This is a genomic window from Streptomyces sp. AM8-1-1 (assembly GCF_032229325.1).
Classification (GTDB): Bacteria; Actinomycetota; Actinomycetes; order Streptomycetales; family Streptomycetaceae; genus Streptomyces; species Streptomyces achmelvichensis.
The window spans coordinates 8269026-8294377 of sequence record NZ_CP135086.1 but is presented as its reverse complement, the minus strand read 5'-3'; the positions used below and the strand labels follow the sequence as shown (position 1 = coordinate 8294377).

Below are 25352 nucleotides of genomic sequence, written 5' to 3'. Positions count from 1 at the left end.
GCTCTGGACTGCGTGCACCTCCCCCGGTCGAACGGTCGCGCCGCTGCCCCAGGCATTCAGATGATGCAGTAGCCGGCTGGCCTCCGAGGGTGGCGCGATGTCCCACCCCCGTGGGCCCCGGGGGGTGTTTGTCTGTATCCCGCCGCCCATGATCGGGCGAGACCGTCGCCGGCGGCTGGCTCCGTCAGGCCATTGCCAGCCGGGTCGGGGAGCTTGTGTACCAAATGCGGCCGCTTGATCGCTGACGGCGCACAGATCGGCCTTCGAGTGTGTTGGCCATTTCGAGCGGCTCGGGGTCTTGTCACCGCAATGGCGAGTCGCCGGTGGGAGTCAGCACGGATTCGGCGACGTCGACGATCTGGCTGATGTCGAAGCCCTCCATGTCGGCGCGAAATTCAGGGCTGGCCAGGTACGCCGCGAGGCGCTCCTGCACGTCGTCGGCGTCCCTGTACGAAACGAGCGCGCACAGTTGGGGCGCCTCCGTCCCGGGAGCAGCGGTCACTGTCCAGATGCCGTGTGTGGTGATCCGGTGCTTGGCCATGCCAGGAATGTGCTTGGACCAGACGCTCTCGTAGGCGCCGAGCGCCTCGGGGCTGCTCAAGGTGTAGACGCGGAGCTGGTACTGGGACATGGGAACTCGTTCCTCTTCTTCTGAGCACGATTGTCATATGGTCGGGCGTGACACGGTGGAGGCTGTCCGGATCCTCCGCTCGCCGGCGGCGAGCGAAAGAGCGGGCAACCGAATGAGTGGGCATGCCAGTTGGGCGGCACTTCTCTGCTCCGAGCAGGCTCACCCTGAGTCGGTGCGTCCAGGCCCGGCGCTCCTGAGCTTTCGTGCTTCCGGGATGGCTCTGACGCCCTGGGGTCGGGACCTTGAGGACGGCGGTGGTCGCGGAAGCGCCGAAGGCGATGGACATCGCTTGGTCACCGCGACGAACGGCCGATCGAACCCGAATGTTCGCATCGCAGGGCGGAACCGCTCAGGCCCTCAGCCAGGATGCACTCCTCAGGACCATTCGAACCGGATCGTCACTGGGTGACAGGTGGCACGGGATCAGTGGGCTGGTACCCCAGGCGCCTGCACCTGGGACGGCGGGCAGTCGCGTGACATACGAGCACCTTGGCCCGCTGGTGCACAGCTCTCAAGGGGTCAAGTCGTCGGTCACTCTCACGGCGCCTCTAGATGAGCGTCGCGGTCACTGCCGGGCCGCATCAGCGAGGCGGTCGCCGTACAAGCCACGGATCTCGTCCCGGGTATACCCCAGGTCGAACAGGTAGCCGACACCGTGATCCCAGCGGTTGCCGTCGGCCTTGACGCTGGCCGGCGGGCGCTGAAGGGACATTGAGTCAGAGGACGTGGCAGAGGCTGCGCCCCCGGCACCGAGAACGACCGCGACCACCACGGAGGAGGTGACAGCAAGGCGCTTTGTGATCTTCTTCATGATCTTTCCTTTCCTTCTTGGTGCGACGTGCACCGACGGTTGCTTTGCGCCGGCGACAGGAGCGCCTGGCGTTTACCTAAGAGTCATTTCCATACGGCGTATGGAAATGACTCTCAAAGAAGTACCATACGACGTATGGAAATGTCGAGTCGGCGAAGGCGGCCCGCCGGCCGGTGGCGACCTGCACACACCGAGTCGAGCCGTCCCCGACAACCCCCGGCCGAAGACCCGCACCCCTGCTCGTCAACGCGCCCCGCTGAGCAGCCCGCCGCCCCGCCGCGATCAGCCACTGCATCCGAGTGGCCGAGTAACCGTCACAAGCGCCATCCGCATGCCCCCTGCGCAGCGGCTTCCGCTCCGGCACGACGATGGTCCTCACACAGGCCGGACGCCTCGACGAAGCCCGGCTGGCCGTCGAGGAGAGGCCACCTACGCCAATCCACTCGGCCTGCACGCCGAGGAGATCTGCCACGGCGGCGAGCAACTGAGTGTTTTCGCCGAGGCGTTCACCCACCTCACCCTCATCAGCGCCGCCTTCAACCTCGACCGCGCCCTGGGCTGACCGCCGCCCTCCAGTGGCAGAGATGCACACGGCCGCCGCCTTCGCTACCGTGACGCGCGGGCGTCTGGGTCCGACCCCCGTGCCGGAAACGATGGGGCAGGAAGTGGTGAGGATGCGGACCGTTACCCAACCATGCGCTGCCAGGGCTGCGCGCGGGGTCGACCGTCGTAAGGGCAAGGTGCGGGCGTTGCAAAGGCCCGGGCTGAGGCGCTACTTCTCCGACCACGTGGCCCTGGCACGATCAGGAGTTGGTCTCGGTCAACGAGCAACGGCAGATCGCCAGCTGGGCCAGCACCTCACGTGCGAAAGCGCGGAGGGCGGCAGCGGGCGGCAGGGCGGGAAGGCTCCGCGACGGCGTGATCGCCCGCTCCAGCCCGTCCGCACGCCGCTCCGGTGAAGCGTCTCGTCGGGAGGCGCGGCGACACCGCCGGAGAACAAGGACGGTCCGGTCCGAGTCGATCATGAACAGTTGGTCCACGGCGGCACCGTGGTCATCACCAGTCCGTGCGTACGTTATGCGTCGCCCAGGCCGCCCGGCAGCGTGTGCGGGCCGAGTTCCTGGGCGAGCGACAGCCCGCTGGCGGGTGTGGACAGAGAGCGCCCAGGGCGTGGCGGTCGCTCGCGTGTACGGCCAGGCGAGGGCCGGACATGCAGCAGGAAGAACTCCCGGGTGAAGGCGCCGACATGCAAGCGGTCCGCGGACGCGCTGCACCAGGCGTTCGCAGGGTTCGGCGGCAGTTTCGCACCCGGCTGGACGCGATGCTGCCGCAGCGAATCAACCGGGTCGGCGATATCCACATCAGCTGGAGCCGGGCCGGGTCGTCCTGCTCGGCGCGGCACGTTTTCATGCCCGCCCACCGCTTCGGGCGACATCCGAAGAACAGCCCGGGCAACCTCGCCCCGGCAGCATCGACGAGTTCGTCGCGCTGGCCCGAACACGCCTCCCAGCGGCCGTACTAGGCAACGGCCAACAGGAGGAGATGGGTCGCGGCCAGCGCGCCCACGACGATGGCCGGTATGCAGCGAGCTGTTGGGTGGCCGAAGCGCACGTGCACGACGAGAGCTCCGGCCATGAGCAGGATGAGCCCTGCTGAGGCAGCAGCACTGAGCGCGGTGATGCGCATGCCGGCGAGCAATCCGATCGCTGCCGCAACCTCTAGAGCCCCCAGCACTCGATAGTGGGCGGTGGTCATGCCGACGTGGGCTGCGGCCTCCCGCATCGCAGGGACGGCTGCAAGCTTGGCCGAGCCAAGCAGGAGGAAGATCGCGGAAAGGATAACGGCCAGGACGGTGGTGGCACTCATGGAAGTTCTCTCTGTGTGGTGGGTTGCTCGCTCCGCGGACCCGCAGAGGGCGGTGGGAGCGGCGAGTCGATTGGGGGCGTGGATAACCAGTGCAGGGCGTACCGGTCAGGGGCTGGTCGCTTCGGGTGTGCGCCTCGTCAAGGGACGGTCGCCGTCACATTCGTGAAGCAGTAACGCGCTCCGGGACCATGATTGGCGCCCTAGATGATCAGGAATGGCCACTCCTGACGGTTGGGGGTGGCAAGAAGAGTGTCGGCGGTGTCGTCCAGCGGCAGGTGGCTTTGAAGAGCAGGGTCGGGCCGGCCCGCCGGTGTGCAGACACGGGTCCCTCTTCACACCGCAGCGGGAAGGGGACGCGATGCAACCTCGCGGGCCTCATCGAGGGGAAGACCGAGGATGTGCAGGAGCATCTCGGCCATCGTGCCTGCGGCCTGGTCACTGTCGGCCTCGGGCTGGTTGAGCCACAGTTCCAGCAGGGCCAGCAGGCTGCCGTTCAGCGCGGTCAGGGCGACGAACGGGTCGACCACGGTGAAGCGGCCGGAGGCCATGCCCTGCTCCACGTCGCGCTTCGCGCGCGGAGCCAATCCGTGGCCGGCGCATAGGCGATCGAACTCGCTGTGGCACAGAATCCGCATGATCTCCGGGTGTGACGCGGCCAGTCGGGCGCTGAATCGCACTCCCCCGGCGACGCGCTCGGCGGGATCGTCGAGGCGGTGCAGGCGTTCGGTGACCGCTTGGGCGTACTCCTGCAGGGCATCGGCCACGGCCGCGTCGAACAGGTCCGGCTTGCCCGTGAAGTGGTTGTAGAAGGAGCCGAAGCCCACGTCCGCGCGCTCCGCGATGACACGGATGCTGGCGCTGGTGTCGCCCGACTCGGCCAGGATCTGCCGCGCGGCGCGGACGAGTGCCTGCCGGGTCTCGGAGCGACGGCGTTCGAATCTGTTCCTGCGTGAGTCTGACATCTGCATGCACCATGAACAACAGTAGCAGTTTTGATAAATTCATCACCACACTACACGACCTTTGCCGTCAACCCACGGCGCCGCCCATCCACGAGCAGGAAACCCTGCAGGGCTACCGGGCGCATGATGCGATGCCCACCGGCGCCGCCCGGAAATTCACCTCACGCGCCGCCAGGGCGCCGAGACGCCCTGCCGCCCAGCCTGCGCGACGTGCCTGATGATTCGATCAATGCTGACGGACTTGACCAAAAAGCAATCACCGTTGATGCTTTCATCAGAAATTGGGACAAAGCGGTCGCAATGTGCGAAGTGCCGCGCTGGCGGCCGCCCCGGGGCGCCCGGCCCGTCCTGCGACCCTCAGCCCCTGGCCGTGACCTCGCACTCCGCGCCCCCATGGAAGGAATCGCAATGACGAACACGGTCCAAACGCCACTCGCCGAACCCGTGAGCCCTCTCGAGATACCCGACGCCGCGATAGCCATGCTCGATGCGGAGGGAACGGTGGCGGGGTGGACGCAGGCCGCTGAGCACCTTGTCGGGTACTCGGCCAGGGAAATGGTGGGCCGTTCCGCCGCTCACGTGCTGGAGTCCCCCGAAGACACCCTGAGGACTTCGGCGTTCGCCGAGCATTGCCAATCGCAGGATGGCTGGTCCGGCACCGTGATGGTCCGCCACCGCGACGGCCACGCCATCAACATGACGCTGCGGACCTCGCTCCTGTGGGGACAGGACGCCAGTTCCCGGTGGCTGGTGTCCGTGACCGACATAGGAACCCTGTCCTCGGAGGCGTCCAACGGATCTGTGCGGGAGTCGCTCCTGGCCCACGCACCGATCGGCATCACCGTCTATGACCAGCAGCTGCGCTGTGCCTGGGTGAACGACGTCATGGAGCGTCATGACGGCACTCCTCGTGACCGACGGTTCGGTCGCGGCCTGCAGGACTCACTGCCCGCCGTCGAGGCCGAAGCCCTCGAGGTCGTGATGCGGCAGGTGCTGGAGAGCGGAACCACCACCGTCCATGAATACCGGGCGTGGTCGTCGGCCGATAGGCACCGGGAACACGCGTTCTCCGCCTCGTTCTTCTGCCTCCAGGACGCGAGTGGCCAGGCGATGGGGGTGTGCTCCATGACCGTGGACGTCACCGGCAACCGGCGGGCACGCGAGCGCCTGGCCATCCTCAGCGAAGCCAGCACGCGCATCGGCAGCACCCTCGATTTCATGCAGACCGGTCAGGAACTGGCCGACCTCGCCGTTCCCCTGCTGGCCGATCACGTCATAGTCGACCTGATGGAGTCGGTTCCGTTCGGCCTCGAGCCTTCGACAGGGATCAGCAAGACGAGCGACCGCCTCCCCGTGCTGCGCCGTGCCGGCCTGGCCACCATCGACATGGGCCTCCTGAAGTTGCCCTGGGTGCGTGAAGAGGTGATCCGCCCCTTCCCGACCTCACTGTTCGCCACCGCCCTGCGCACGGGCGAGTCTTACCTGGAACCGGTGCTGGACACCCATTCAGGCCCCTGGACCCACCACGACCCGCAGCGGACGCAGGAGGTCCGTGACACCCCTATCCACTCCTTGATGGTCGTTCCCATCCGTGCACGACGCTGTGTGCTGGGACTGGCGGTGTTCGGCCGCTCCGAGGAACAGAAGCCGTTCCAGGAGGACGACCTGCTCCTCGCCGAGGAGCTCGTCACCCGGGCGGCGCTCAGTCTGGACAATGCTCTCCAATACGCCCGCCAACGCACCGCGGCCCTGACGCTCCAACGCGATCTGCTCCCCCACCATGTGGGAGGAGGCGCCGCCGTCGATGTGGCCTCGCGCTACGTGCCGGCGGACATGGACCACGGCGTGGGGGGCGACTGGTTTGACGTGATCAAGCTATCGGGCGCCCGCGTGGCCCTCGTCGTCGGAGATGTGGTCGGACACGGCATCAACGCCGCGGCCACGATGGGCCGATTGCGCACCGCCGTCCGCACGCTCGCAGACATGGAGTTGCCTCCCCACGAATTGCTGACGCGCCTCGATGACACGGTCCGGCGACTGAGCGAGGAAGACCCCCAGGCTTTGGACCAGATGCCCGCGGCGGTGGGCGCCACCTGTCTGTATGTCGTCTACGACCCGGTAACCCGGCGGTGCACGATGGCGCGGGCCGGCCATCCGCCGCCCGCGATCCTCGACCCGCAGGGCCATGTCACTTTCCCCGACATGCCCGCCGGAGCCCCGCTCGGCCTCGGCCTCGGTCTGGTCCCCTTCGAGTCCGTGGAACTGGAACTGCCTGAGGGAACTCTGCTGGCGCTCTACACCGACGGTCTGGTCGAGTCCCGCGACGACGATATCGACGCGGGCCTGAATCGTCTGGGCGCCGTCCTGGCACAGTCCGGTGCGTCCCTGGAAGACCTGTGCTCGCTGGTGATCGAGAAACTGCCGACTCAGGCCCCGGCCGACGATGTCACCTTGCTCCTTGCGCGCACTCGCGTACTCGAACCGTCTCAGGTGGCCTCCTGGGACCTGCCGAACGAGCCAGCCGCCGTCACGACCGCCCGGCAGGTGGCCGCACGTCAGCTCAGCGAGTGGGGGCTTGAGCATCTGGTGACCACTGTGGAGCTGATCGTCAGTGAACTGGTCACCAACGCCATCCGCTACGGCGAGGGACCGAGCCGCCTACGCCTCATCCAGCACCAGGTGTTGACTTGTGAAGTCTCCGATGGCAACACCAGCCACCCCCGCCCCCGTCATCCCCGCATCCTCGACGAGAACGGCCGCGGTCTCTTCCTCGTCGCTCAGTTGTCCCGCAGGTGGGGCTCGCGCTCCGCAATGGACGGCAAGGTCGTCTGGGCCGAACAAGACCTCCCCACAGCCGTTGCCGTGTGACGCGCTGCCGACCGGGCGGCCGATGGCCGCCACAGGATGCCGATCTCTCGGAGCCACAGGCTCTCGTATAAGGAAGCCGGAGACCATGAATGAAGCCAATGCTGAACACGCCGTCTGCGCATTCGCCTCCCAGGGAGCGACGGACGCCCCCCGTTCCGTTCCCAGCGCCATGCGGCACGCCTTCGACGGACTGGCCGCCGCCGTGCTCGACGATCAAGGCGCGGTGGTGCAGTGGACAGAGACAGCGCAGGACCTGACGGGGTTCCCCGCCGAGGAGGTCTGCGGCCGTCCCGTACAGAAACTGATGGCCGACCTCCCGGATGACCTGCGCGGCGTCACGGAGATACCGGAATCCGGCCAGGCACGGCTGAGGCACCAGCGCGGCGACACCGTCGACGTCACTTTCCGGACCACAAAGGTGGAGAGCTCCGCGGAGATCCTCGTCCTCGCGGCACCCACCCACCACGTCGCCGACCACGAACAGGGTGCGGCGCTCCTGCGCGCCCTGTCGGCACAGAACCGGATCACGATCGCGCTGCACGACACGGATCTCACCACCGTGCAAACGAACGCCACAGCGGGCAATCTCGACGGCCGTCCAGTGGCGCCCGGCGCTCGGTTGTGCGACGTGCTGTGCACCGAGGACGCCGAGAGCCTCGAGGCAGTACTGCGCCAGGTGCTCGCGACGGGTGTCCCGGTGGTCCGCAAGAACCTGCAAGTGAGCTGGCGGCACGATCCGGTGCGGCAGCACGTTCTGTCACTGTCCGCCTTCCGTCTGGAGGACGCGCAAGGACGCCCCACGGGAGTCGCAGCCCTGTACATCGACAGCGCTGACGATCTGCGTGCCCGCCGCCATCTGGATCTCGCACGCGAGGTGGCCCAGCAGGTGGGAGAGTCCCTGGACGTCGTGCGCACCGCGCAGGACCTTGCGGACGTACTCGTACCCGCGTTCGGCGATCTCGCCGCAGTCGACCTTGCGCACGCCGTTTTCGACGGGGAAGAACCCGAGAAGCAGCTGGGCGGTAAGGACATGGGCAACGCGGCCCTCGCACCGGCCACCGCAGCATGGCCGGCCGGCATCAAGCGCGGCGACTCCATACCGCCTCTCCCCGACCATCCCCTCCTGCGCAGCGTCCGGCACGGCGAGACAGTCATCTTCGCCCGTGACGACTTCATCGCCCTGGTCAGTGACCCGCAGATGGTCGAGTATCTGGTCCCGAAAGGCGCTCATTCGGTGCTGGTCGCACCGCTGCATGCCCGCGGCCTCACGCTCGGCGCCATATCGGCCTGGCGGTGCGGCCGATCCGACCCCTTCACCGAGGACGAGGCAGATCTGTTGAGGCAGATCGCCTCCCGGGGTGCGCTCGCCGTCGACAACGCCCGCCGCTACACGCGCGAGCACAAGGCGGCCGTGGCTCTGCAGCAACTCCTCCTTCCCCCGGCCACCACCGACACTCCGGCAGCCGAGACCGCCGGCGTCTACCTGCCCGCAGGCGGCAGAGCAGGCACGAGCGGCGACTGGTACGACGCCATTGCCCTGCCATCCCTGCGGCTGGCTCTTGTCGCCGGAGACGTCGTCGGGCACGGCATACCCGCAAGCGCCACCATGGGCCGTCTGCGCACCGCCATCCAAACGCTCGCCGACCTGGAACTGGAACCGGACGAGCTGCTCACCCGGCTCGCAGACCTGGTCCAGCGCCTCGCGTCCGAAACACCGCTCGGCGACGACGATGCCGGCGCCACCTGTCTGTACGCGGTCTACGACCCGGTCACCCGACGCTGCACCATAGCCAGTGCCGGCCACCCGCCGCCCGCCCTGGTCCGGCCCGACGGGACCGCCGAAGTCGTCGCAATCTCCCCAGGACCACCACTCGCCATCGGCGGCCTGCCCTACGAAACAACGACGATCGACATCGAGCCGGGCAGCGTCCTCGCCCTCTACACCGACGGCCTGGTCGAACACCGCGACCGAGACATCGACCACGGCCAAGAGCGCCTGACAAATGCCCTCGCCACGTCCTGCCGCCCGAATCGCCCACTGGTCGAAACCGGCCGGACCCTCCTCGCCGACCTGACAGACCAAGCGCCGCGCGACGACGCGACGCTTCTCCTGGCCCGCACCCGCGCCATCCCGGCAGAGGACACTGCTCACTGGGAAATTCCGGCCGACCCTGCCGCCGTCTCCCAGGCCCGAGAATGGATAACCTGCCAACTCACCACCTGGGGGCTGCAGGACCTCCTGTTCACCACCGAACTCATCGCCAGCGAACTGGTCACCAACGCCATCCGCTACGGGCGTGCTCCGGCGGAGCTGCGGCTCATCCGCCACGACGTCTTGGTGTGCGAGGTCACCGACTCCAGCAGCAGTTGGCCTCGTCTACGACGCGCCCACACCACCGATGAGGGAGGACGCGGTTTGTTCATCGTCGCCCAACTCGCCGAACGCTGGGGCTGCCGCCCTGGGCAGAACCGCAAGACGATCTGGTCCGAGCAGCCCATCGGGCGCCCCCGCTGACGGAACCCGTTCCTTCGGCCCCCACGACAACATCGTCAGCGCGTCGGTACACCATGAGCACTTCACCGAACCGGCAAGCCAAGCTCCGGCGATGCGATCTCTCGTGACAAGCCAGCCCAGCCCGTTCCTCACCACGCCGCGCAGCGAAGAGCCTCCGCAGGCCTACTACGCGACAGCCGCACTGTCCGACCCATGCGTATCGGGCTCGCTGGGCCGCGACGACCAAAAGCGCCGCGTGGCCAGGGGCCGCGGCCCGGGACGCTCGCCCATCAAGACAGGCCGGTGGCGACTGACACTTCGTAAGCGCGAAGGCCGACATGGCGCCTGGTTCGAGCGCATCTCCTACGGCGGCCGGGTCGCCGCACGACCGTGACTGTGCCCCAGCCAGCCGACACCCCAGTCGCTACACCCGGCACTGCCCGTCTGCACCCATAGCCCCTCCCCCGGCTGCGTCGCGAGCGTCACCTCCGAGTGACCGCAGTTACGCATACGGCGGCCACGGTCAGGTCAGCTGAAGCGCAGTCACCCGCCCCGGCAGACCAGCGCGTCCCATGATGTGACGAACGGCGTGCCGCAGCACCTATCGGCAGAGCTGAAGAATCCAGCACCCGCCCGGGCCCGCTCCTCCGCGCAGACGAGATGCGCGGGGCCCCGGCTCACGCCCCGCGCCGCCCAGTTGCAAGCCGGCCTGCGCAAAGGGGCGACCAACCCCTCCACGCCGACATCCGGTTCACCGCTCAGCGTTTTCCACCGCCTGCTTGATCCCGCTCAGTGCCTCCTTGAGGGCCTGCTCGACCTGCTCGCCCGTGTGCCCGGTCTGCAGCTCCACCGTGAGTCGGCAAGAGCCGGCGTCCTCACCTTCGTCCACGTGCGCCTTACCCCGGTAGTCGTGCGGGCCGGGCGCGCCCCATTCCAGGCTCCTGCCCTTCTCGACCACATGCACCCACGCCTCGCTGGTCACATCCTGCTCCGGAGCATCAGGAGGTTCGATGTGAGCGGTGACGGTGACCTGATCGCCTTCATGAGGGTGGACGGCAGTCATCCGCGGCATGTAGTTGGGCAGGTGCTCCACATCAGACAGATACGCAAAGAGCCGGTCCGGTGGCACGTGCACGGTAATGCTGTCGCTGTATTCATTCACAGCCAACCAGGTCCCCGATGCATTCGGCCAGCAAACGGAAAAGCACACGCTTCGCCCGGCAAGCCCACACGTCATGCCACGACAGGTGGGCTTGGCATATTGCAAAGCCAGTGGCCCGGTTGCAGCCCGCAGGGTAGCCACGTTGCAAGGCCAGCGCCCCCATCATCGTGCCCCCGCCGTTCGCATCAGACAGCCGACGGCTCAAGGGCCTCACCCACAAGCGCCCTACAAACCGCACGGTGGAGTCCACCGCCATCGCGCCCACTGACACACGCTCCTAGCCGTGGGCCAGGAGGCCTTCGCGGAGGCCGAGTCAGGGTGTGGCTGAGGAGCCGGGACGCGTGCATCTGGGAGATGCCGAGTTCCTCGCCCATCCGTTTCGCGATATAGCCGGCCGAGGCGACCAGGCCCTCCATGGTCGCCGACTGCCCGTCATCGACGGACACGACCTGGCCGGCATGCCGTCGAGGTGGCCATCAGTCCTCTCACCGCTTCCGCGACGGTCGGCCCGCGCGGCGGCCTCACGCCCGACGGTCGCTGGTGCGGACCGAGTGGCCAGGAGACAGAAGTCCGGCATTTCTCCACTCAGAAAATCTGTCATGACGGAAGTAGACATTGCCCCCTCCCCACCCGGCAGGCTCACCCTTACGAGTGTCGTAGCCGCCCGCCGCTGATCCGGGGCACGCATCACTGGAGGTTCGAACGAGAAGCTTCCGGCCGGTACGTGCACAGTCGCGTGACACGCGGCCAACGGTCACCAGTCCAACAGCAGTCCGACCTCACAATGGACCGTGTCAACTCCCAAGCGCTCCCACTTCGGAGTGGCTGGACCAAGCCCTGGACGGCCGTCACATCCGTCCAGGGCTTCGTCTTGCCTCAAGACCACTCGAAGATCCGAAGTCCGCCCCGCGGCACAGCATGCTCAGGGATTTGTCAGGTCGACCCACACTGATCGCGACGGGCGTTCACACTGCGCCGGCCCGAGTATCGGTCCCGGGCGGACACAACGACGGGGCGGCGTGCCGATCGGCACGCCGCCCTGGAGTGGCCCGCGGTCAGCGGCGGTGGTGGTGGCGGCCCCAGGACTCGGTGTCGACGGTGCGGCCGCGGTCGTCGCGGAGGGTGGCGGTGTCGGAGTGGTTGTCCCAGACGTAGTGGCGGCGGTCCTGGAAGAGGTCGGTGCGGGTGTCGCGGCCGACGCCGGTGTGGATGCGGACGCTTGAGCGGCCCTGGAGTCGGACGTCGTCGAAGCGGTAGCGGTTGCCGTCGCGGTCGCGCAGGGTCCAGCCGTCCAGGTTCACCGCGCGCCGGGTGTTGTTGGTGATCTCGACCCACTCGGCGTTCAGCGACCGGTTGGAGCCGTTGTCACGGCCGGGGCTGTCGGCCTGCACCCGGCTGATCTCGACCCGCGGCTGACGGTGACGGTCACGGTCACGGTCACCGTCGTGAGCGGAGGCCGGCAAGGCAACAGCCGATACCAGGGCGCCGGCGGTCAGGACGGTCGCGGCGACGCGGCGGGCGGTCGACGAAGCAGACATGATGTCCCCTCAAGAACACTGCCCCACCAGCAGACACAGACGGTGGCGGCAGTTGCGGTCCCCGACCCCTATCGGGCCGAGGACCCCACTCTGGAGCGCCGGCACCACCTACGGCGGCTCGACCGGACCCCGTTACTGCTTGCGGACATATCAGTAACTGTCGCCTGTACGGGACACAGAAGCGCGGCGAGCGTGGCCCTGACATTCACTGACCACTACAACCACCCCGTAGAACCCACACCGAAAGGCCCTGCGAGCTCCGGCGCACCACCCGGCGCATCACCCGAACAGCCCGCCCCCCCTGTAACAGCCGCCCACCACCGTTCTTCACACACCCGTACGCACACCGTCCAACCGTGCGGGCGCCATCCGGCCCGCCCCGCCGCGGACGCGCGCCTGATGGCCGCTGATGTACGTCTTGATGGCGTTGGTGATGAAGTCGCGGCTGCCGGCGGGGTCGAGAGCCTGGGCCTGGAGGTGGTCGTACCTCAGGCCGTAGTGCTGCACGTCGGAGGGCTTCTCCAGGTAGAGGTCGCTGGTGAACCGCTCCAGGTACACAACGGCGTCGGGGCTGTCGGCGAACTGCAGGATGGAGAACTGTCCTGACAGGCCCGGATGGGCACCGACCGTGTAGGGGAGGACTTGCACGGTGATGTGCGGCTCGCCACCGAGTGCGTGCAGGTGCTCCAGTTGTTCGCGCATGATGTCGGGACTGCCGACAACGCGGCGCAGTGCCGATTCGTCCACGACGACCCACAGACGCAGCGGACAGGACAGGTCGTAGATCCGGTGCTGACGGCGCAGCCGCACCTTCAGGCACATGGCGGCCTGTTCGACCGTGAGCAGAGGGATCGTTTCCCCCATGACGGCCTCGGCATAGGCGTCTGCAGCAGGCTGGGGACCACCATGGGTTCGTAGGCGCGGAGGGACACCGCGTCCGTCTCCAGACCGATATAGACGCTGTTGGAGAGGTCACCGTAGGTGTGCCACCAGCCCCGCTGGCCGGATTCCCTGGCCATCTGCATCAGGGAGTCGATGACCTGCTGGTCCGTCACTCCGTAGATCGCGCACAAATCGCGCACGTCGCGGGGGCTGGTGGCACGTTTGCCCTTCTCCAGATGGCAGATCTTGGGCTGCGAGACCAAGAGCCGCTCGGCCGCTTCGGTGCTCGTCAGCCCACTGGCCATGCGGAGCCGACGGAGCTCGGCGCCAAGACGGCGTCTCCTGACAGTGGGATTGGTTGTCGCCGCCACGTGCGGGTGTACCTCCGGTTCCAAGTCGCTGTGCTGGATCGAAGGTTGCCACGGGACAACAGTTGCTGAGCAACTGCCATGCCGCCGTCATCACAGGCAGCAGAAACAGATTCTTACGTTGGCAATTGCCCCGGTTGAAGCGCCACGAGAGCCATCGTTGAAAGGAGAAACAGACCCGCGACGAAGACCACGCGATCCACAGCCACGCGCCTCCGCCGCGCCCCTGGCGTACGCGCAGGCGGAAAGGATCAGGCCTCGCGCTCCGCGAGGATCCGGTCAACGGCATAGGGCGAACAGTCCACCCGATGCCACGTCACCGACACCTGCTCTCCTGTCACCCACAACGTTCGACCCGTCCCGTCCACAGACGTGGCCCCACAAAACGAGCACAGGACAGTCAAGGAGGGACAGCGGCCGGGGTCGTCGCAGCGGACCAGAAAGGGTGTCCAAGAGGGCAGACGGATCGTTTTGACGAACGTGACGGATGACTATTGGATGAGCTCCAGCCAGGGCACACAGGCAGGCAGCGGCAAACGCAGAGCCGACGCCCGTCTTCCTGAACAAGCGCGCCGAGGGCAGCCCGCGCACGCCCGTGGCCAGACCCCAGCAGAAGCCGCGGACCAGGGCACACCCGTGTACACACAGCTCGCCAAGGAGTGGGCCGCCCGCGGCGCCACCGTCCCCTGCCGCCCCGACCCGCTGTGGCAGCGTCTGGCCTCTCCCGAACACCTCAGGCACGACACAGAAAGCACCTTGCGCCGGCTACACCTGGAACGGGACAACCACCCCGCTGAACGCACAGCCCTGCCAGCTCAACCAGAAGCACCCCGCCGTGCGGAGCGATGAGCTCTGCCAGAACGTCCCACGCAGTCCTCGCACGCGGCCACTGCCGTCGACGCACGGCACGCTGCCCCGTGCCAGCCCCAACGCCTGCGGGACGCCGGTCTCGACACGGTTCAGGGCCACGCAGCCGTCGCGCGGCCCCGAACCGTGCCTCTCAGATCCCGCCGACGCGCCGGACAAGCCCAGTCACCCCTCGTCCGGGGCGGGCCGTACGACTGGCATAGGGCAGCCGTGCTCGCCGAGCGCGGTGCCCGCGGGCGGGGGTGAAAAGGTCAGGCGAGGTTGATGTTCTCGGCCTGGGGGCCCTTCTGGCCCTGAGTGATATCGAACGTCACAGCCTGGCCTTCCTGGAGCTCACGGAAGCCCGAGGAGTTGATCGCGGAGTAGTCCGCGAAGACGTCCGGACCGCCGCCGTCCTGGGCGATGAAACCGAAGCCCTTCTCCGCGTTGAACCACTTCACAGTTCCCGTAGCCATGTCTCATGCCTTCCAGTCGATGAACGCCTCCCACTCCATGCGGAAGGCGGAGGTTATCGCCCTGATTCCTGCGGCACAGCACAGCAAAGCGCCCACGCTAAATGCGAAATTCGGGGGAAGCCGTGTCGCAGCAAGTAGGGGGCACGGGAGCGAGGGCGGCACGGAGCAGACAGCGAACAGCGACGACGGGCAGTCGCAGCTGGAGGACGTCATCTCGGTGTCCGGGATGTTCGAGAACATCACCGCCGCCCGCGAGCAGGCCCGCCGTGTTCTCACCGAGGTCCAACTCCTGCACGGGCTGCCGGTGTCCGAGCGCGCCATGGACGTGGTGCAGCTGGTGGTCAGCGAACTGGTGACCAACGCCCGCAAGTCGCGTCCGGACCGTGTCTGCTGACACTCGACGTCAACGGCGGCGCGGTCGAAGTTGCCGTGTGGGACAGCAACCCGACGCCGCCGGCGATCCTGGCACCCGACCCCACCCGGATCGGCCAGCACGGACTGGAAATCGTCATGGCAGTCAGCCAGAGCTTCGCGGTCCACCGCGAACCCGCCGGCAAACGGATCACCGTGGCCATCGCGCTGGCCGACGATCCCGATCCGTCACGCTGTCCCGACGTCCACGCAGGCGCGCCCGGCCGCAGGAGCGCATGCTGGATAGAGGGCCAGCCCCCGGGCTTGCCCATCAGGGTGGCGGCCAGATTCTGAGCGGCGCTTTCGCTGGCCCGCACCCGCAGACATGCCCAGGGTGACCCATCTCGATCACCGGCCACGATGCACCGGGCGTTGCTCCGACCGGTCACCCCGCAGGCCAAAAGACCGGGGCGGTGCGGCTATGTACGCCTGGAGTGACGCGCCCGCGCTTTTGCCCGTCGCGCAGGCCGGCCACAGGGCTACTTGGATTCGACGCGTCCGAAGGCGTCGGGGCCGGTGGTCAGCGAGTCCTGCGCTGTCTGCCAGGCGTTGTCGTCGGGGTTGAAGGCGGTGTGGAGGTAGGCCGCGGTGAGTTCGGCGATCGCGCCGACCCGGTCAGGGCTCTCGTCGGTGGTTTCCACGCTGTCGTGGCCCTGGATGCCGCCCAGGAGGTGCTCGCCGTCGAAGACGGTGAGCAGGGTCTTGGGCCCGGGGGCGAGGTGGTAGGGGTCGGTGTGCCAGTCCGGTCCCATGGTCGTCCAGTGCTGCGAGTCGTCCTTGTCGCCGGCGACGACCAGCGCGGGGGTGGCCATCGTGGTGAGGTTGGTGGTGCGGAGCACGGGCACGTTGGCGGACCTGTATCCGTTGAAGGCCTCGCCGCCTCGGCCGATGGCGCCCAGCAGCACGCCCTGTGTGATGCGGGGGTCGAGGGCGTTCACCTCTTCCCCTGTGTCGGGGTCGGTGACCCGGGCGCCGAGGAGGAGTTCGCCGGTGAAGGAGCCCAGGGAATGTCCGGCGACGGCGATCTCGCTTCGGTTGATACGTCCGGCCAGTTGCGGTACGGCCTGTTCGATCTCGTCGAGCCGGTCGAGGATGAGACTCATGTCCTCGGTGCGCGAACGCCAGAAGAGGGGTGCTCCGGGGTGGTCGGCGACCTGGTGACTGAGCCTGGGGGCGCTGAGGTGGTTGGGCTGGATGACGACGAAACCGCGGGCGGCCCAGACCTTGGCGAGGGGGAGGTAGCCGTCGAGCGAGGAGAGTCCGTAGGCACCGCCGTGGCCGTGCGAGAAGAGGATGACGGGCAGATCGGCGCCGGTCACGGGAGCGGATATGCGCACCTCGAGGTCCAGCGGGCGTCCAGGCACGGTCAGCGTCACCGGGCTGACCGACATCACGGGCGGCGTGTAGGGGTGGAGGTAGGTGTCGGCGACGGAAGTCCATTCGGTCATGCTGCTCTTTCCCTTCGATGGCTTCCACCATTGGCCAGGGGGCGGATGGCGGTCTGAGGACGTTCAGCCTCAAAGCGAACCAAGCGGAACGTTGCTCCGTTTAGAATACGGAGCACGGTTCCATTTCGCAAGAGGGTGAGCCGCGGTCAACCGCCACTCAACGGGAAGGGGCCGTGGTGCCCGATACAAAGCAGTCCGGGAAGGCGCCATCCGCGGTCATGCGGGCAGTGGAAAGAATTCGCACGGCCACCCGTCCGGGTGAGGCGGTCAAACTTCGGCGGCGCGGCCCGGTGCGGCGGCCCTACAGTTCGTGCGCAATTCGCGCCGCGGAGCACCAGGAGTTGGGCGAACGGGTCGCGACCGCGGCCCAGGGGTACGACGACTCTGGGAGCAGCTCCGGGCCGGCTGCCGGGCGTTGCTGACTGCGGGCGCCGACCCGGCGGTGCGACAGATCCTGCTGCTCGACGCTCCGACCGTGCTCGGCTGGGACGAGTGGTGGGCCTTCGACGACCTATACCGTCTGGCACCTCGCGGAGGCCCTGCAAGCACTCGTCGCAGCCTGGATCATCGCCAACCAGCGGGGTGAACCCCCGACTCGGCGTCTCTCGCTCGGGGAGGTGGACCCACTGGGATCCCATGTCGAACTTCCAGGCGATCGCGTCGATCCGGGGGTCGCGAAGGCGGGCCATGACGTGTGTGAGGGCGGGTGCGTCACCAGCCTGTCCGGCGGTGAGCACGAAGGCCAGTGGCCGGCGTCAGGATCACGACCCCGGCCGACCAGCAGCTCGGCGAGTCGGGCCTTCCGTGTCTGCGCGCGGGTGACCACCCCTCCCCCGTCAGCGGTATCGCCTGCACCCCCTGGTAGTAGTTCCCGACTCCGCGGCACCGGTCCGGGCTCAGGGAGAGACAGTGCGTAAATCCGTACTCGGCTTGTTCGAGGTCCAGGCGGCGATGCTTGCCGTAGCGCCGCTCGCCAGCACCCATTAGACCGACCGAGACAGTCGCCTGCCACGGCATGCGTCCAGCCATCCGTAACGGGCACTCGCCACGGGCTGGATGTCGCATGAGGGCCCGTCAGCTCGCTGGCGGGCCCTTCCTCGCGTTCGGAACGGTGACAGACGATGAGAAGCAGCCAGCGCGGTAAACCGGACGATCAGACACAGTCCGCCGCACCAGAGGGCCAAACTCAGCTGCTGGGAATGGCGAACTCCACCCAGAGGGGGTAGTGGTCGGAGACGTGCCACGACAGGTCGTTGAGCGTGCCATTCCCCCGCAGCTCCGGGACGAAGTCGACATGACCGCCGCCGACCGCGTCCAGCGTCAACACCGGCCGGCGCTCCTGGCCGTGGGTGAACCAGGCAATCTGGTCGTAGAAGTGCTCGGCGCCCGGGTCGTCGAAAATGGTCCGCGGCAGCCCCTCCAACTCCGGTGCGGGCACCAGCCCTGTAGAGGTGAACGCCTCGAACAGCGGGTCGCCCGCCCGGTCGATGTTGAAGTCCCCCAGCGCGATCAGGTTGTGGTCCCAGCCGAACTCCCGCTCCGCCCAGCCGGCCAGCCACTCGGCGATCGCCCGCAGCTCCGGCACCCGGTCAGCGGCCTTCTGACCGAACAGGACGTGCAACGTGACCAGGGTGAAGGTCTGCCCCTGGGAGAGGAAGCTGACCGCGTACGGTGTGCGCGCGAACTGCCGGTCCAGATCACCCGCGGGAACACCCGCCTCCTGCTCCAGCGGGACGACCAACTCGCACGCCAGACCCGACGGCTTGACCCGCCGCGTGTCGAAAAGGAACGCAAGGCGCTCGTTGTTGCCCGCCTTACCCTCGGTCACGTCGGTCAGGACAAACGCCCAGTCCTCCCCCAGCGCCTTGAGCATGTAGCGCAGCGCCCGAAGATCGCCACGTACCTCCTGCACCGCCACCACGTCGAACCGGCTCACCACCGAGGCAATGACGCGCACATCGGTGAAGTTCCGCTTCGGTGAAGCGCCTTCCGGTGTGGTCCACGCCTTGGTCAAGCCGGAGAAGGCCCGCAGATTCCACGTCGCGATACGCAGATTCGATCCAGGCTCCTTCGGCTTGACCAACTCGTCAAGCGCCGCCTCCCACCGTGCGAGACGTTCCGCCACGCGCTTGGGCGGCGCCAGGATGTCGGGTTCAGACGGCACGAACTCCTCCTCGACACGGGAAGCCAGACAGAACGAGAGTCCAAGATCACGGATAGTGACCGCAAGGCCCGTTCCGGTGAAACCGAGCAACCACGGCTGGGTTACGGCGTGCAGTCACCGTCTCCGCTGATACCGGCGGGCTCGACACTGATCTTCGTCGTGGACCTGGTCACGGTCGTGGGCGGGCTCCCGGAGCGAGCCCCGGCGTGACCGGCTCGGCCTGATGTGCGTCACTGCCAAGGCGCAGGCTGGCAGGAAGCCCTGCAGCGTGTGACGACACGGCCATCCAGGTTGGTCCCGCTACCGCAGCAGCCGGGCCGGGTAGTGCAGGAAGGTGACGATCACCCCACCGCTCATGCCGATGGCGGCGCAGGCCTTGGAGCGCCTGCCCGCGCCTGGAGCGTTGCCCGGTGGCATGGTGTTCGAGCCCAAGTACGACGGCTACCGGATGCTGGTCTTCGCGCACGGGGGTGAGGTGTTTCTGCAGTCGAGGAATCTGAGGGACCTGACGCGTGCGTTCCCGGAGATCGCCGAGGCTGCCGCGGCGCTCGGCGAGGACGTGGTGCTGGACGGCGAGGTCGTGATTCACACCGGCGGCAGCCTGGACTTCTCGGCCTTGCAGCAGAGGCTGAACCGCCATCCCTCGACCGCTGTCCGCCTCGCTGTGGAACAGCCCGCCCATTTCATCGCCTTCGACATGCTGGAGCATGCGGGCACCGACATGCTGTCCTGGCCCTTCGCGGAACGTCGGGCCGCGCTGGAGTCCTTCTTCCAAAGACACGCTCTGCATGCACCGTGGCAGTTGACCCCCGCCACGACGGACCGTGACCTGGCGGAGCAATGGCTGACCGAATGGGGCGGCCTCGGCGTGGAAGGCGTGGTCGCGAAGGGGGCGCAGCAGCCGTACCTGGCCGGACAGCGCCGATGGTTCAAGATCCGGGCCCGCGACACCGCGGAAGCGATCGTCGGCGCGGTCACCGGCCCGATCACCCGACCCAACACACTTCTCGTCGGCCGCTACACCCGCGGTGGCCGGCTACGGCTCGTCGCCCGCAGCACTCCCCTGTCCCTCTCGCTGCGCGACGAAATCGGCCGGTTGACCACCCCCACCGGCCCGGAGCATCCATGGTGGGGGATGCGGCTGACCGTCGCCTGGGGTAGCCGCGAACCTCTGTCGTTCACCTGCGTCGCCCCCGAACTCGTTGTTGAGTTCCTCGGCGACACCGCCATCGACTCCGGCCGCTGGCGCCACGCTGTCTGGGTACAGCGGACTCGCCCCGACCTTGCTCCGGGGGACATCCCCACCATCGACTGATCGAGCGCGCCGCTCGCCCCAGAAATCGAACACGTGTTGTAATTTAGATATGACGCGAACCATGTTTCCCGACGACCTGGTGCAGGCCCAGAAGGACTGGGACCGCACGTATGCGGCGCTTGCCGCCCCGCGGCCAGCAGCACCACGGTGCTGCGACGCCGGCTGCTGCGGTTGTCGGCGCGCCTGGTCTGTCATCCGTTCTGGTCGACGGCGGCGGGCCGGTCGCCTGCCGCCCGGGTGGAACTGCAGCAGGTCACCCGCGACCGTGTGCACGGAGAGGAGACGTCGCTGTGATGGATCACCTGAGCGCGCGGCAGGAGCGGATCCTCGGCTGTATCCGTGAGCGGATTGCCGAGACCGGCGAGGGGCCGAGCATCCGCCAGATCGGGCAGCTTGTCGGCCTGTCGTCCACCTCGTCCGTGGCCTACCAGCTCAGACGGCTCGAAGAGGGCGGGCTGATCAGCCGCAGCACCAGCAGCTGGCGCTCGGTCCGCCTCGGAACCTGACCTCGGTCAGGAGCACCAGCGTGTCCGAACCACTCCCTCCCCCGCCGCCCTCACCGCTGGAACTGCTCTACTTCGTGCGCCGCGTCCAGGTCCAGCAGCTCGCAACCACCGACCGGTGGATCAAAGAAGCCGAGCAGCGCCAGGCTGCCCTCGCCGCCCGCCGCCCCCACCGCCGGACTGGGTGCTCGAACACAGCGGCAAGGACAAAACCCCGATGTACGTCCACGCCGGACCGTGCAACACCCGCCTCCGTACCCGTCAGGTGATCACCGCCCAGGAGGCTCGGCGCCTGATCACCGATGGCGTCCGCGCCTGCGTGCTGTGCCGCCCCGGCACCGAACTCGGCATCATCGGCTAGTGGACGGAATGCAGGAATAGCCAGGCGGAGCACGACGGCAGAAAGCCCGACATCGCATCCGGCCGCAAAAGGCGCATGCTGGGAAGGAAGGGCTTGCCCAGGGCCCCTTTGGGCTTGCCCGCCAGGGGTGTGGGCCAGTTCTGAGCGGTCCTGGCCCACACCCCTAGGCATGTCCTCGGGTGGCTCTTCCCGGTCCTTGCCGAACGCTTGCAGGCCTCACCCAGAACATGGCACGGGGGGACCGCAGCCGTACGGCGACCGCACCGCGAGACGATCGTCGCAGACGGCGAAGAGCACGAACTCGCCCTGGGCATCTGGTTCGCCAACCAGAAGCAACGACGGGACAAGCTCACCGAGCCGCAGCGGGACGCGCTGTCGGAGCCGGGAGTCGACTGGGCGTGACGATGCCCGCCGCGGGTCGTTGAACAGAGCGGTCAACGAAGTGCACACAGGCCCCGGGAACTGTCACCCGGGGTCTCGTGCTGTCTTCCCGTGCGGGAAGGCGGAGTGACCGCGACTGCCGCCTCGTCGAACTCCGCCGGCCCTGCTTGGCCCCTCCGCTGGTGCCGCGGGGTGCTGGTGGTGTCAGCTGGTGGTGGGCCAGGACTGCAGGAGTGCCGCGATCTGCTTTGCGGTGCAGGCGGGATCGAGGAGCAGGTCCTTGAGTGCGATGGCGTCGTCGCGGGTGGGTTTGACCGTGATGCCGGCGGCTTCCAGGTACATGACGCCGGTAGCCGCCGCTACGGCCAGGTTGGAGCGCTCCAGCCAGCGGCACCGGCCCAGCGTGTGCACCAGTGCGGCCGCCCGCGCGTAGGGACCGCCGTAGACGGGCTGCTCGAACAGCTCGGCCCGATGTCGTGCGACGGCCGAGACCGGCACGCCGTAGTCGTCGGGAGCGGGGTCACCCGCTCCGGCGATCTCGGCGACCTGAAGGATCCAGGGAACGTCGATGTGCAGTTCCATCAGGCGGCGCGCTCTCCCCGAGGGGCCTGCTGAGTGTCCTCGGCCTCGTCGAAGATGTCCTGGTGCTCGGCCAGGAAGCGGGCTGCTGCGTCCACGGAGCGGGCGCGCAGGCCGCTGGTGTCTTCCTGGACGAGGCGGCCGAGATAGTCCCCGATGCTCAGTCCGAGGTCTGCGGCCCGCTGTTTCGCGAGTTCCGCGACGTCCTGGTCCACGCGTGCGCCCAGTTGTGTCTTCGCCATACCCGCATGGTAACAGCTGTTACCACCGTGGGGTACGGCCGGGCAGGGCGGGTGCGGGCTGCGAACGAGAGGCGCCAGTCCCCGCGTCGGCCCGGCCCCCGCTTGGATCGGGCCGAACCGTATCCACGCCACGTCGCGGGCCACTACCGTCCTGAGGCATGACCTTCCGCTCACGCCGTCTGGAGGAGCTGCTCGGCGGCACGCTGGATGCCATCACACAGGCCGATGTCGCCGCTCTGGTCGGCCACCCGGACGCGGCCGAGGCCGAGGACCTGGACTACAAGCAGGCGCACTGGCGCTAATCCCCCACCGAGGCGGCGTCGTCATGGTCACGTGAGCGATCCGGTGCCCGCAGTGCGGTTGTTGGGTGCGAGGTGGCGTTGCAGGTCGATGTGCCGGAACTGGTAGACCGCTCCCACCTGCCGCAGCACGCCGCGCCGTTCGTGCGCATCTTTGAGGAAGGGCATCAGGTCTATCGGCAGTTCGCGACGCATGCCGAGACAGAGCCGGACAATCGTGTAATCAGCCCAAACCGCCTGAAGCCGCCCCAGTGTCACAGCAACCCCGAGCCCGACAGCAAGCCCGACACCAAGACCGGACATGGGTTCGAGTCCCATCCCGAACATGACCCCGAACACAAGTCCGGGTGCCAGACCGAACGCGAGGGCGAGGACGAAGAAGGACCGGCGGTCTTGCGTAATGAGCATGTTCGGTCCCACGACAGTGGTCAGGTCGGGTGTCTCCGCCGTGAGGCCGCCCCGGAGCCCCATGGCGAGCATGAAAGCCAACACGATTGTGAACCCAACCGCGCCCCCCACCACGGGTGCGACCGCCTGAGCTACCCCCAGCCCGACCACGAGGGCCACCCCGAGCCCCACGCCCAGCCCGAGCAGCAGGTGACGGCCGAACGCTCTTGATGACCAGCGCAATCGAGTACTCGGCGTGAGGGCGCCACGTCTGGTCGTCACCGCAGCCGCCAGCCCCGCTGGAAGACCGAACGTGATTGCGAACATGATCCCAGCCGCGAACCTTCCCCCGATCTCGCCCCCAACCGTGATCCCCATGCCTGTCCCGGCCACGACCCCGGCCACGATCCCAACCGTTGATCCAAAAAACGTTGCACGAATGATGGAGGGGAGGGCGTGGTGGAGTTCCCACCACGCCAGGTCAGGGCTGCCTGCGCGTTGGTGTTCCTGAAACTCTGCGAGGAATACGAAGGCGTGATGCGCCTGTTCGGCTGTCCAGCGGGGTGGGTGGGGCTGGCGGGGGGTGTAGGCGGCGGGGATGAACGCCTGGCAGAGATGGGTGTTGACGGCGTCGTGGTCGGGGTAGGCGACCGTGTCGCACAGTTCATCCGGATGCGGTGCCGATAGGGATGCGGTGGGTGTCTCGAAGCGGGGGTTGTAGATGGTGCGGCACAGAAACAGGCCCAGCGGGGTGGCGAGCGCTTGCCCCACAGGGCTGGAGGTCCCCAATTGGGTGATCACGTTGTTCCACCGGTCCGCTGCACGAGTGTGCTGGCCGCCGGCGTCGCGGCGCAGGTAGTCCTCGGCAACCTGGGCCGTGAGGGGGAGCAGTTCGATTGCAGCGGCACCGTTGAGGCGAACGGTGGTGCCCGGCCGGGTCAGGGCCGTGCGATAGCAGTCGGTCCGGCTGGTCAGGACCAGTGGCTGCCGGGCGGGCAACGCGCGGTTGAGCATGTCGAGTGCGTGGGAATGCTGAGATGGCGGCAGTTCGTCGAAGCCGTCGAACAGGGGCAGGATGCTACCCGCGTTGAGCAGGCACAGGGCCAGATCACTGGACTCGGCGTCAGCGGCGTCCGTGCGGGCGACCAGAGGCGGTGCTGTGGAGACCAGGCCGGGGTGGGCGCGGCGTAGTTGGTCAGCCATCCATGTTTTCACTGGCTGACGAGCGTCCCAGGATGCCAGGGAAAACAGTACAGGCAGTGGGTCGCCCTTGCTGCGGCGTGCGATGAGGTCCTGCAGCAGCCGAATCAGCAGCACGCTTTTGCCGGCGCCGGGTTCGCCCAAGATGACCAGGCGCTGTGTGGGTACCTTGTCAGAGAACACCCGTCCGATCTCCGCATCCTGACCTGCCAGCCCGGCGGCGTCTGTAGGCCACAGGGCAGAGTCGCCCCGAGGCCCGCCGGGCAAGGCCCGGGCCTGGCGGCACAGCAGCGGCCAGTCCTCGGCGAGATCGTTGCCGGTCGCCCGCCAAGCCACGGGCAGCGGGTAGGGGTCGTTGACCCGGCGCACGTCCGCTTCGTTGTCCCACTGCGTCCTGACCGCCACCACCAACTGCTCCAGGACCTTGTCCATCTCCAAAGGTGCGGCTTCGGCGCGATCGGCATGGAACGCTGCCCAGGCAAGGTAACCCGGCGCCAGGGTGGGAAGCACAGCCGCAGCGGTTTGGGCCACTCCGAGATCAAAGCGCCGAGCCAGAACGAGCGCTGCGATCAGCCCGATCACCGCCAACAGCAGATAGACCCTGGCCACATGCCCCGTCTCCCGGCCACGCCCCCCATGTCCCATAACAGGAAATCATGGCCTAACTCCCGCAGGCCAAGGGGCCGTTTGGCCATAACCCACCCCCAAGGGGCCCCGAGGCCAGAGGGACCCTCAACGACGACGCACGTCCCGCAACCAACCAGCATCACACCAGGTCCACCGACACCCCGTACACCAACCACCACCCGCCAAGCGTGACGGTCACTTCGGCACGATCCACTCGACAGGGTCGCCCGTGCTGCTGGGCGAGTAGTGGATGATGCGGGTCGGCCGAAGCCCCTTCTCAACGGCCCATGGCATCTTGCCGCGCAGGCAGTTGCCGGCTCTCAGACTCGTGTCGGGGGAACTCGGGCCTCGGCCATCCCGTGCCTCCAGGAAACTGTGACTGCCCCCGACTGTCACCCGGCATTTCGAGGACCCACGGGTCCTGTGAGACGCGGATCGGTCCGCCTTCCGTGACGCAGATCTTGAGGTCGAGTGCAGACCACTCGGGATTCGGGACACCGAGGCTGTCCGTGGGGAAGTCGATGCCGGTAA

22 protein-coding genes and 4 pseudogenes are annotated in these 25352 nt (G+C 67.7%); 13 read left to right on the top strand and 13 right to left on the bottom strand.

Annotated features, from left to right (window positions below; translation table 11 throughout):
* Positions 1-301 precede the first annotated feature (301 nt).
* Together RPQ07_RS36960 and RPQ07_RS36955 are read right to left on the bottom strand one after the other, a co-directional pair.
* Complete coding sequence (locus tag RPQ07_RS36960) at positions 302-631, bottom strand: NIPSNAP family protein (RefSeq protein ID WP_313948635.1); 330 nt, start codon at positions 629-631, stop codon at positions 302-304.
* A 565-nt stretch (positions 632-1196) separates the two neighbouring features.
* The gene (locus RPQ07_RS36955) at positions 1197-1442 is read right to left on the bottom strand and encodes a hypothetical protein (RefSeq protein ID WP_313948634.1); all 246 of its coding nucleotides are present in this window, start codon (positions 1440-1442) and stop codon (positions 1197-1199) included.
* A 374-nt stretch (positions 1443-1816) separates the two neighbouring features.
* Between RPQ07_RS36955 and RPQ07_RS36950 the strand changes: the two are divergent.
* Positions 1817-2004: pseudogene (locus tag RPQ07_RS36950) on the top strand (glycoside hydrolase family 15 protein); the annotation flags it as partial.
* Between the two features lie 648 nt (positions 2005-2652).
* Positions 2653-2964 (top strand): hypothetical protein, encoded by a 312-nt coding sequence (locus RPQ07_RS36945; protein WP_313948633.1) that lies wholly within the window; start codon positions 2653-2655, stop codon positions 2962-2964.
* Here RPQ07_RS36945 and RPQ07_RS36940 read toward each other — a convergent pair.
* Positions 2961-3308 (bottom strand): DoxX family protein, encoded by a 348-nt coding sequence (locus RPQ07_RS36940; protein ID WP_313948632.1) that lies wholly within the window; start codon positions 3306-3308, stop codon positions 2961-2963. The genes RPQ07_RS36945 and RPQ07_RS36940 overlap by 4 nt on opposite strands.
* A 332-nt stretch (positions 3309-3640) precedes the next feature.
* The gene (locus tag RPQ07_RS36935; protein ID WP_413777815.1) at positions 3641-4276 is read right to left on the bottom strand and encodes a TetR family transcriptional regulator; all 636 of its coding nucleotides are present in this window, start codon (positions 4274-4276) and stop codon (positions 3641-3643) included.
* A gap of 402 nt (positions 4277-4678) precedes the next feature.
* On the opposite strand from RPQ07_RS36935, the gene RPQ07_RS36930 reads away from it, so the two are divergent.
* Complete coding sequence (locus RPQ07_RS36930) at positions 4679-7138, top strand: SpoIIE family protein phosphatase (protein WP_313949138.1); 2460 nt, start codon at positions 4679-4681, stop codon at positions 7136-7138.
* A gap of 85 nt (positions 7139-7223) precedes the next feature.
* Positions 7224-9653: a SpoIIE family protein phosphatase gene (locus tag RPQ07_RS36925; RefSeq protein WP_313948630.1), complete on the top strand. Its 2430-nt coding sequence runs from the start codon at positions 7224-7226 to the stop codon at positions 9651-9653.
* Between the two features lie 730 nt (positions 9654-10383).
* Here the strand turns inward: RPQ07_RS36925 and RPQ07_RS36920 are convergent.
* From RPQ07_RS36920 to RPQ07_RS36905, 4 genes and pseudogenes are all read right to left on the bottom strand, one after another.
* Positions 10384-10794, bottom strand: coding sequence for an SRPBCC family protein (locus RPQ07_RS36920; protein ID WP_313948629.1), 411 nt, complete (start codon positions 10792-10794; stop codon positions 10384-10386).
* A gap of 1055 nt (positions 10795-11849) precedes the next feature.
* Positions 11850-12332: a lamin tail domain-containing protein gene (locus tag RPQ07_RS36915; RefSeq protein WP_313948628.1), complete on the bottom strand. Its 483-nt coding sequence runs from the start codon at positions 12330-12332 to the stop codon at positions 11850-11852.
* A 327-nt stretch (positions 12333-12659) separates the two neighbouring features.
* Positions 12660-13585, bottom strand: a pseudogene (locus tag RPQ07_RS36910) (helix-turn-helix domain-containing protein).
* Positions 13586-14700: 1115 nt separating this feature from the next.
* Complete coding sequence (locus tag RPQ07_RS36905) at positions 14701-14904, bottom strand: cold-shock protein (protein WP_313948626.1); 204 nt, start codon at positions 14902-14904, stop codon at positions 14701-14703.
* A gap of 226 nt (positions 14905-15130) precedes the next feature.
* Between RPQ07_RS36905 and RPQ07_RS36900 the strand changes: the two are divergent.
* A pseudogene (locus RPQ07_RS36900) lies at positions 15131-15609 on the top strand (ATP-binding protein).
* 185 nt (positions 15610-15794) lie between these two features.
* On the opposite strand, the gene RPQ07_RS36895 reads toward RPQ07_RS36900, so the two are convergent.
* On the bottom strand, positions 15795-16763 hold the full coding sequence (locus tag RPQ07_RS36895; protein WP_313948625.1) for a chlorophyllase: 969 nt from the start codon (positions 16761-16763) through the stop codon (positions 15795-15797).
* Positions 16764-17073: 310 nt separating this feature from the next.
* Here RPQ07_RS36895 and RPQ07_RS37890 point away from each other — a divergent pair, with 310 nt between their 5' ends.
* A complete protein-coding gene (locus tag RPQ07_RS37890) occupies positions 17074-17349 on the top strand; it encodes a hypothetical protein (RefSeq protein WP_413777814.1) in 276 nt (91 codons plus the stop codon).
* A 600-nt stretch (positions 17350-17949) separates the two neighbouring features.
* Here RPQ07_RS37890 and RPQ07_RS36890 read toward each other — a convergent pair.
* Positions 17950-19017, bottom strand: a complete 1068-nt coding sequence (locus RPQ07_RS36890) for an endonuclease/exonuclease/phosphatase family protein (protein WP_313948624.1) — start codon at positions 19015-19017, stop codon at positions 17950-17952.
* Here RPQ07_RS36890 and RPQ07_RS36885 point away from each other — a divergent pair.
* The 6 genes and pseudogenes from RPQ07_RS36885 to RPQ07_RS36860 all read left to right on the top strand — a co-directional run.
* A pseudogene (locus tag RPQ07_RS36885) lies at positions 19018-19137 on the top strand (FKBP-type peptidyl-prolyl cis-trans isomerase); the annotation flags it as partial.
* A 205-nt stretch (positions 19138-19342) separates the two neighbouring features.
* The gene (locus RPQ07_RS36880; protein WP_313948623.1) at positions 19343-20242 is read left to right on the top strand and encodes an RNA ligase family protein; all 900 of its coding nucleotides are present in this window, start codon (positions 19343-19345) and stop codon (positions 20240-20242) included.
* 147 nt (positions 20243-20389) lie between these two features.
* Entirely contained in the window at positions 20390-20536 is a 147-nt protein-coding gene (locus tag RPQ07_RS37885; RefSeq protein ID WP_413777813.1) for a hypothetical protein, read from the top strand.
* Complete coding sequence (locus RPQ07_RS36870; protein ID WP_313948622.1) at positions 20536-20748, top strand: LexA family protein; 213 nt, start codon at positions 20536-20538, stop codon at positions 20746-20748. The genes RPQ07_RS37885 and RPQ07_RS36870 overlap by 1 nt, the downstream gene beginning before the upstream one ends.
* A 115-nt stretch (positions 20749-20863) precedes the next feature.
* Entirely contained in the window at positions 20864-21106 is a 243-nt protein-coding gene (locus RPQ07_RS37880; protein WP_413777812.1) for a DUF6233 domain-containing protein, read from the top strand.
* Positions 21107-21313: 207 nt separating this feature from the next.
* A complete protein-coding gene (locus RPQ07_RS36860) occupies positions 21314-21508 on the top strand; it encodes a hypothetical protein (RefSeq protein WP_313948620.1) in 195 nt (64 codons plus the stop codon).
* Between the two features lie 183 nt (positions 21509-21691).
* Here the strand turns inward: RPQ07_RS36860 and RPQ07_RS36855 are convergent, their stop codons facing one another.
* Both RPQ07_RS36855 and RPQ07_RS36850 read right to left on the bottom strand, forming a co-directional pair.
* Positions 21692-22069, bottom strand: coding sequence for a fic family toxin-antitoxin system, toxin component (locus RPQ07_RS36855; RefSeq protein WP_313948619.1), 378 nt, complete (start codon positions 22067-22069; stop codon positions 21692-21694).
* Positions 22069-22308 (bottom strand): hypothetical protein, encoded by a 240-nt coding sequence (locus RPQ07_RS36850; RefSeq protein WP_313948618.1) that lies wholly within the window; start codon positions 22306-22308, stop codon positions 22069-22071. Before RPQ07_RS36850 ends, RPQ07_RS36855 begins: the two co-directional genes overlap by 1 nt.
* A 158-nt stretch (positions 22309-22466) precedes the next feature.
* Between RPQ07_RS36850 and RPQ07_RS36845 the strand changes: the two genes are divergently transcribed.
* Positions 22467-22610 (top strand): hypothetical protein, encoded by a 144-nt coding sequence (locus RPQ07_RS36845; protein ID WP_313948617.1) that lies wholly within the window; start codon positions 22467-22469, stop codon positions 22608-22610.
* Positions 22611-22637: 27 nt separating this feature from the next.
* On the opposite strand, the gene RPQ07_RS36840 is transcribed toward RPQ07_RS36845, so the two are convergent.
* Entirely contained in the window at positions 22638-24803 is a 2166-nt protein-coding gene (locus tag RPQ07_RS36840; protein WP_313948616.1) for an NACHT domain-containing protein, read from the bottom strand.
* Positions 24804-25352: the final 549 nt, after the last annotated feature.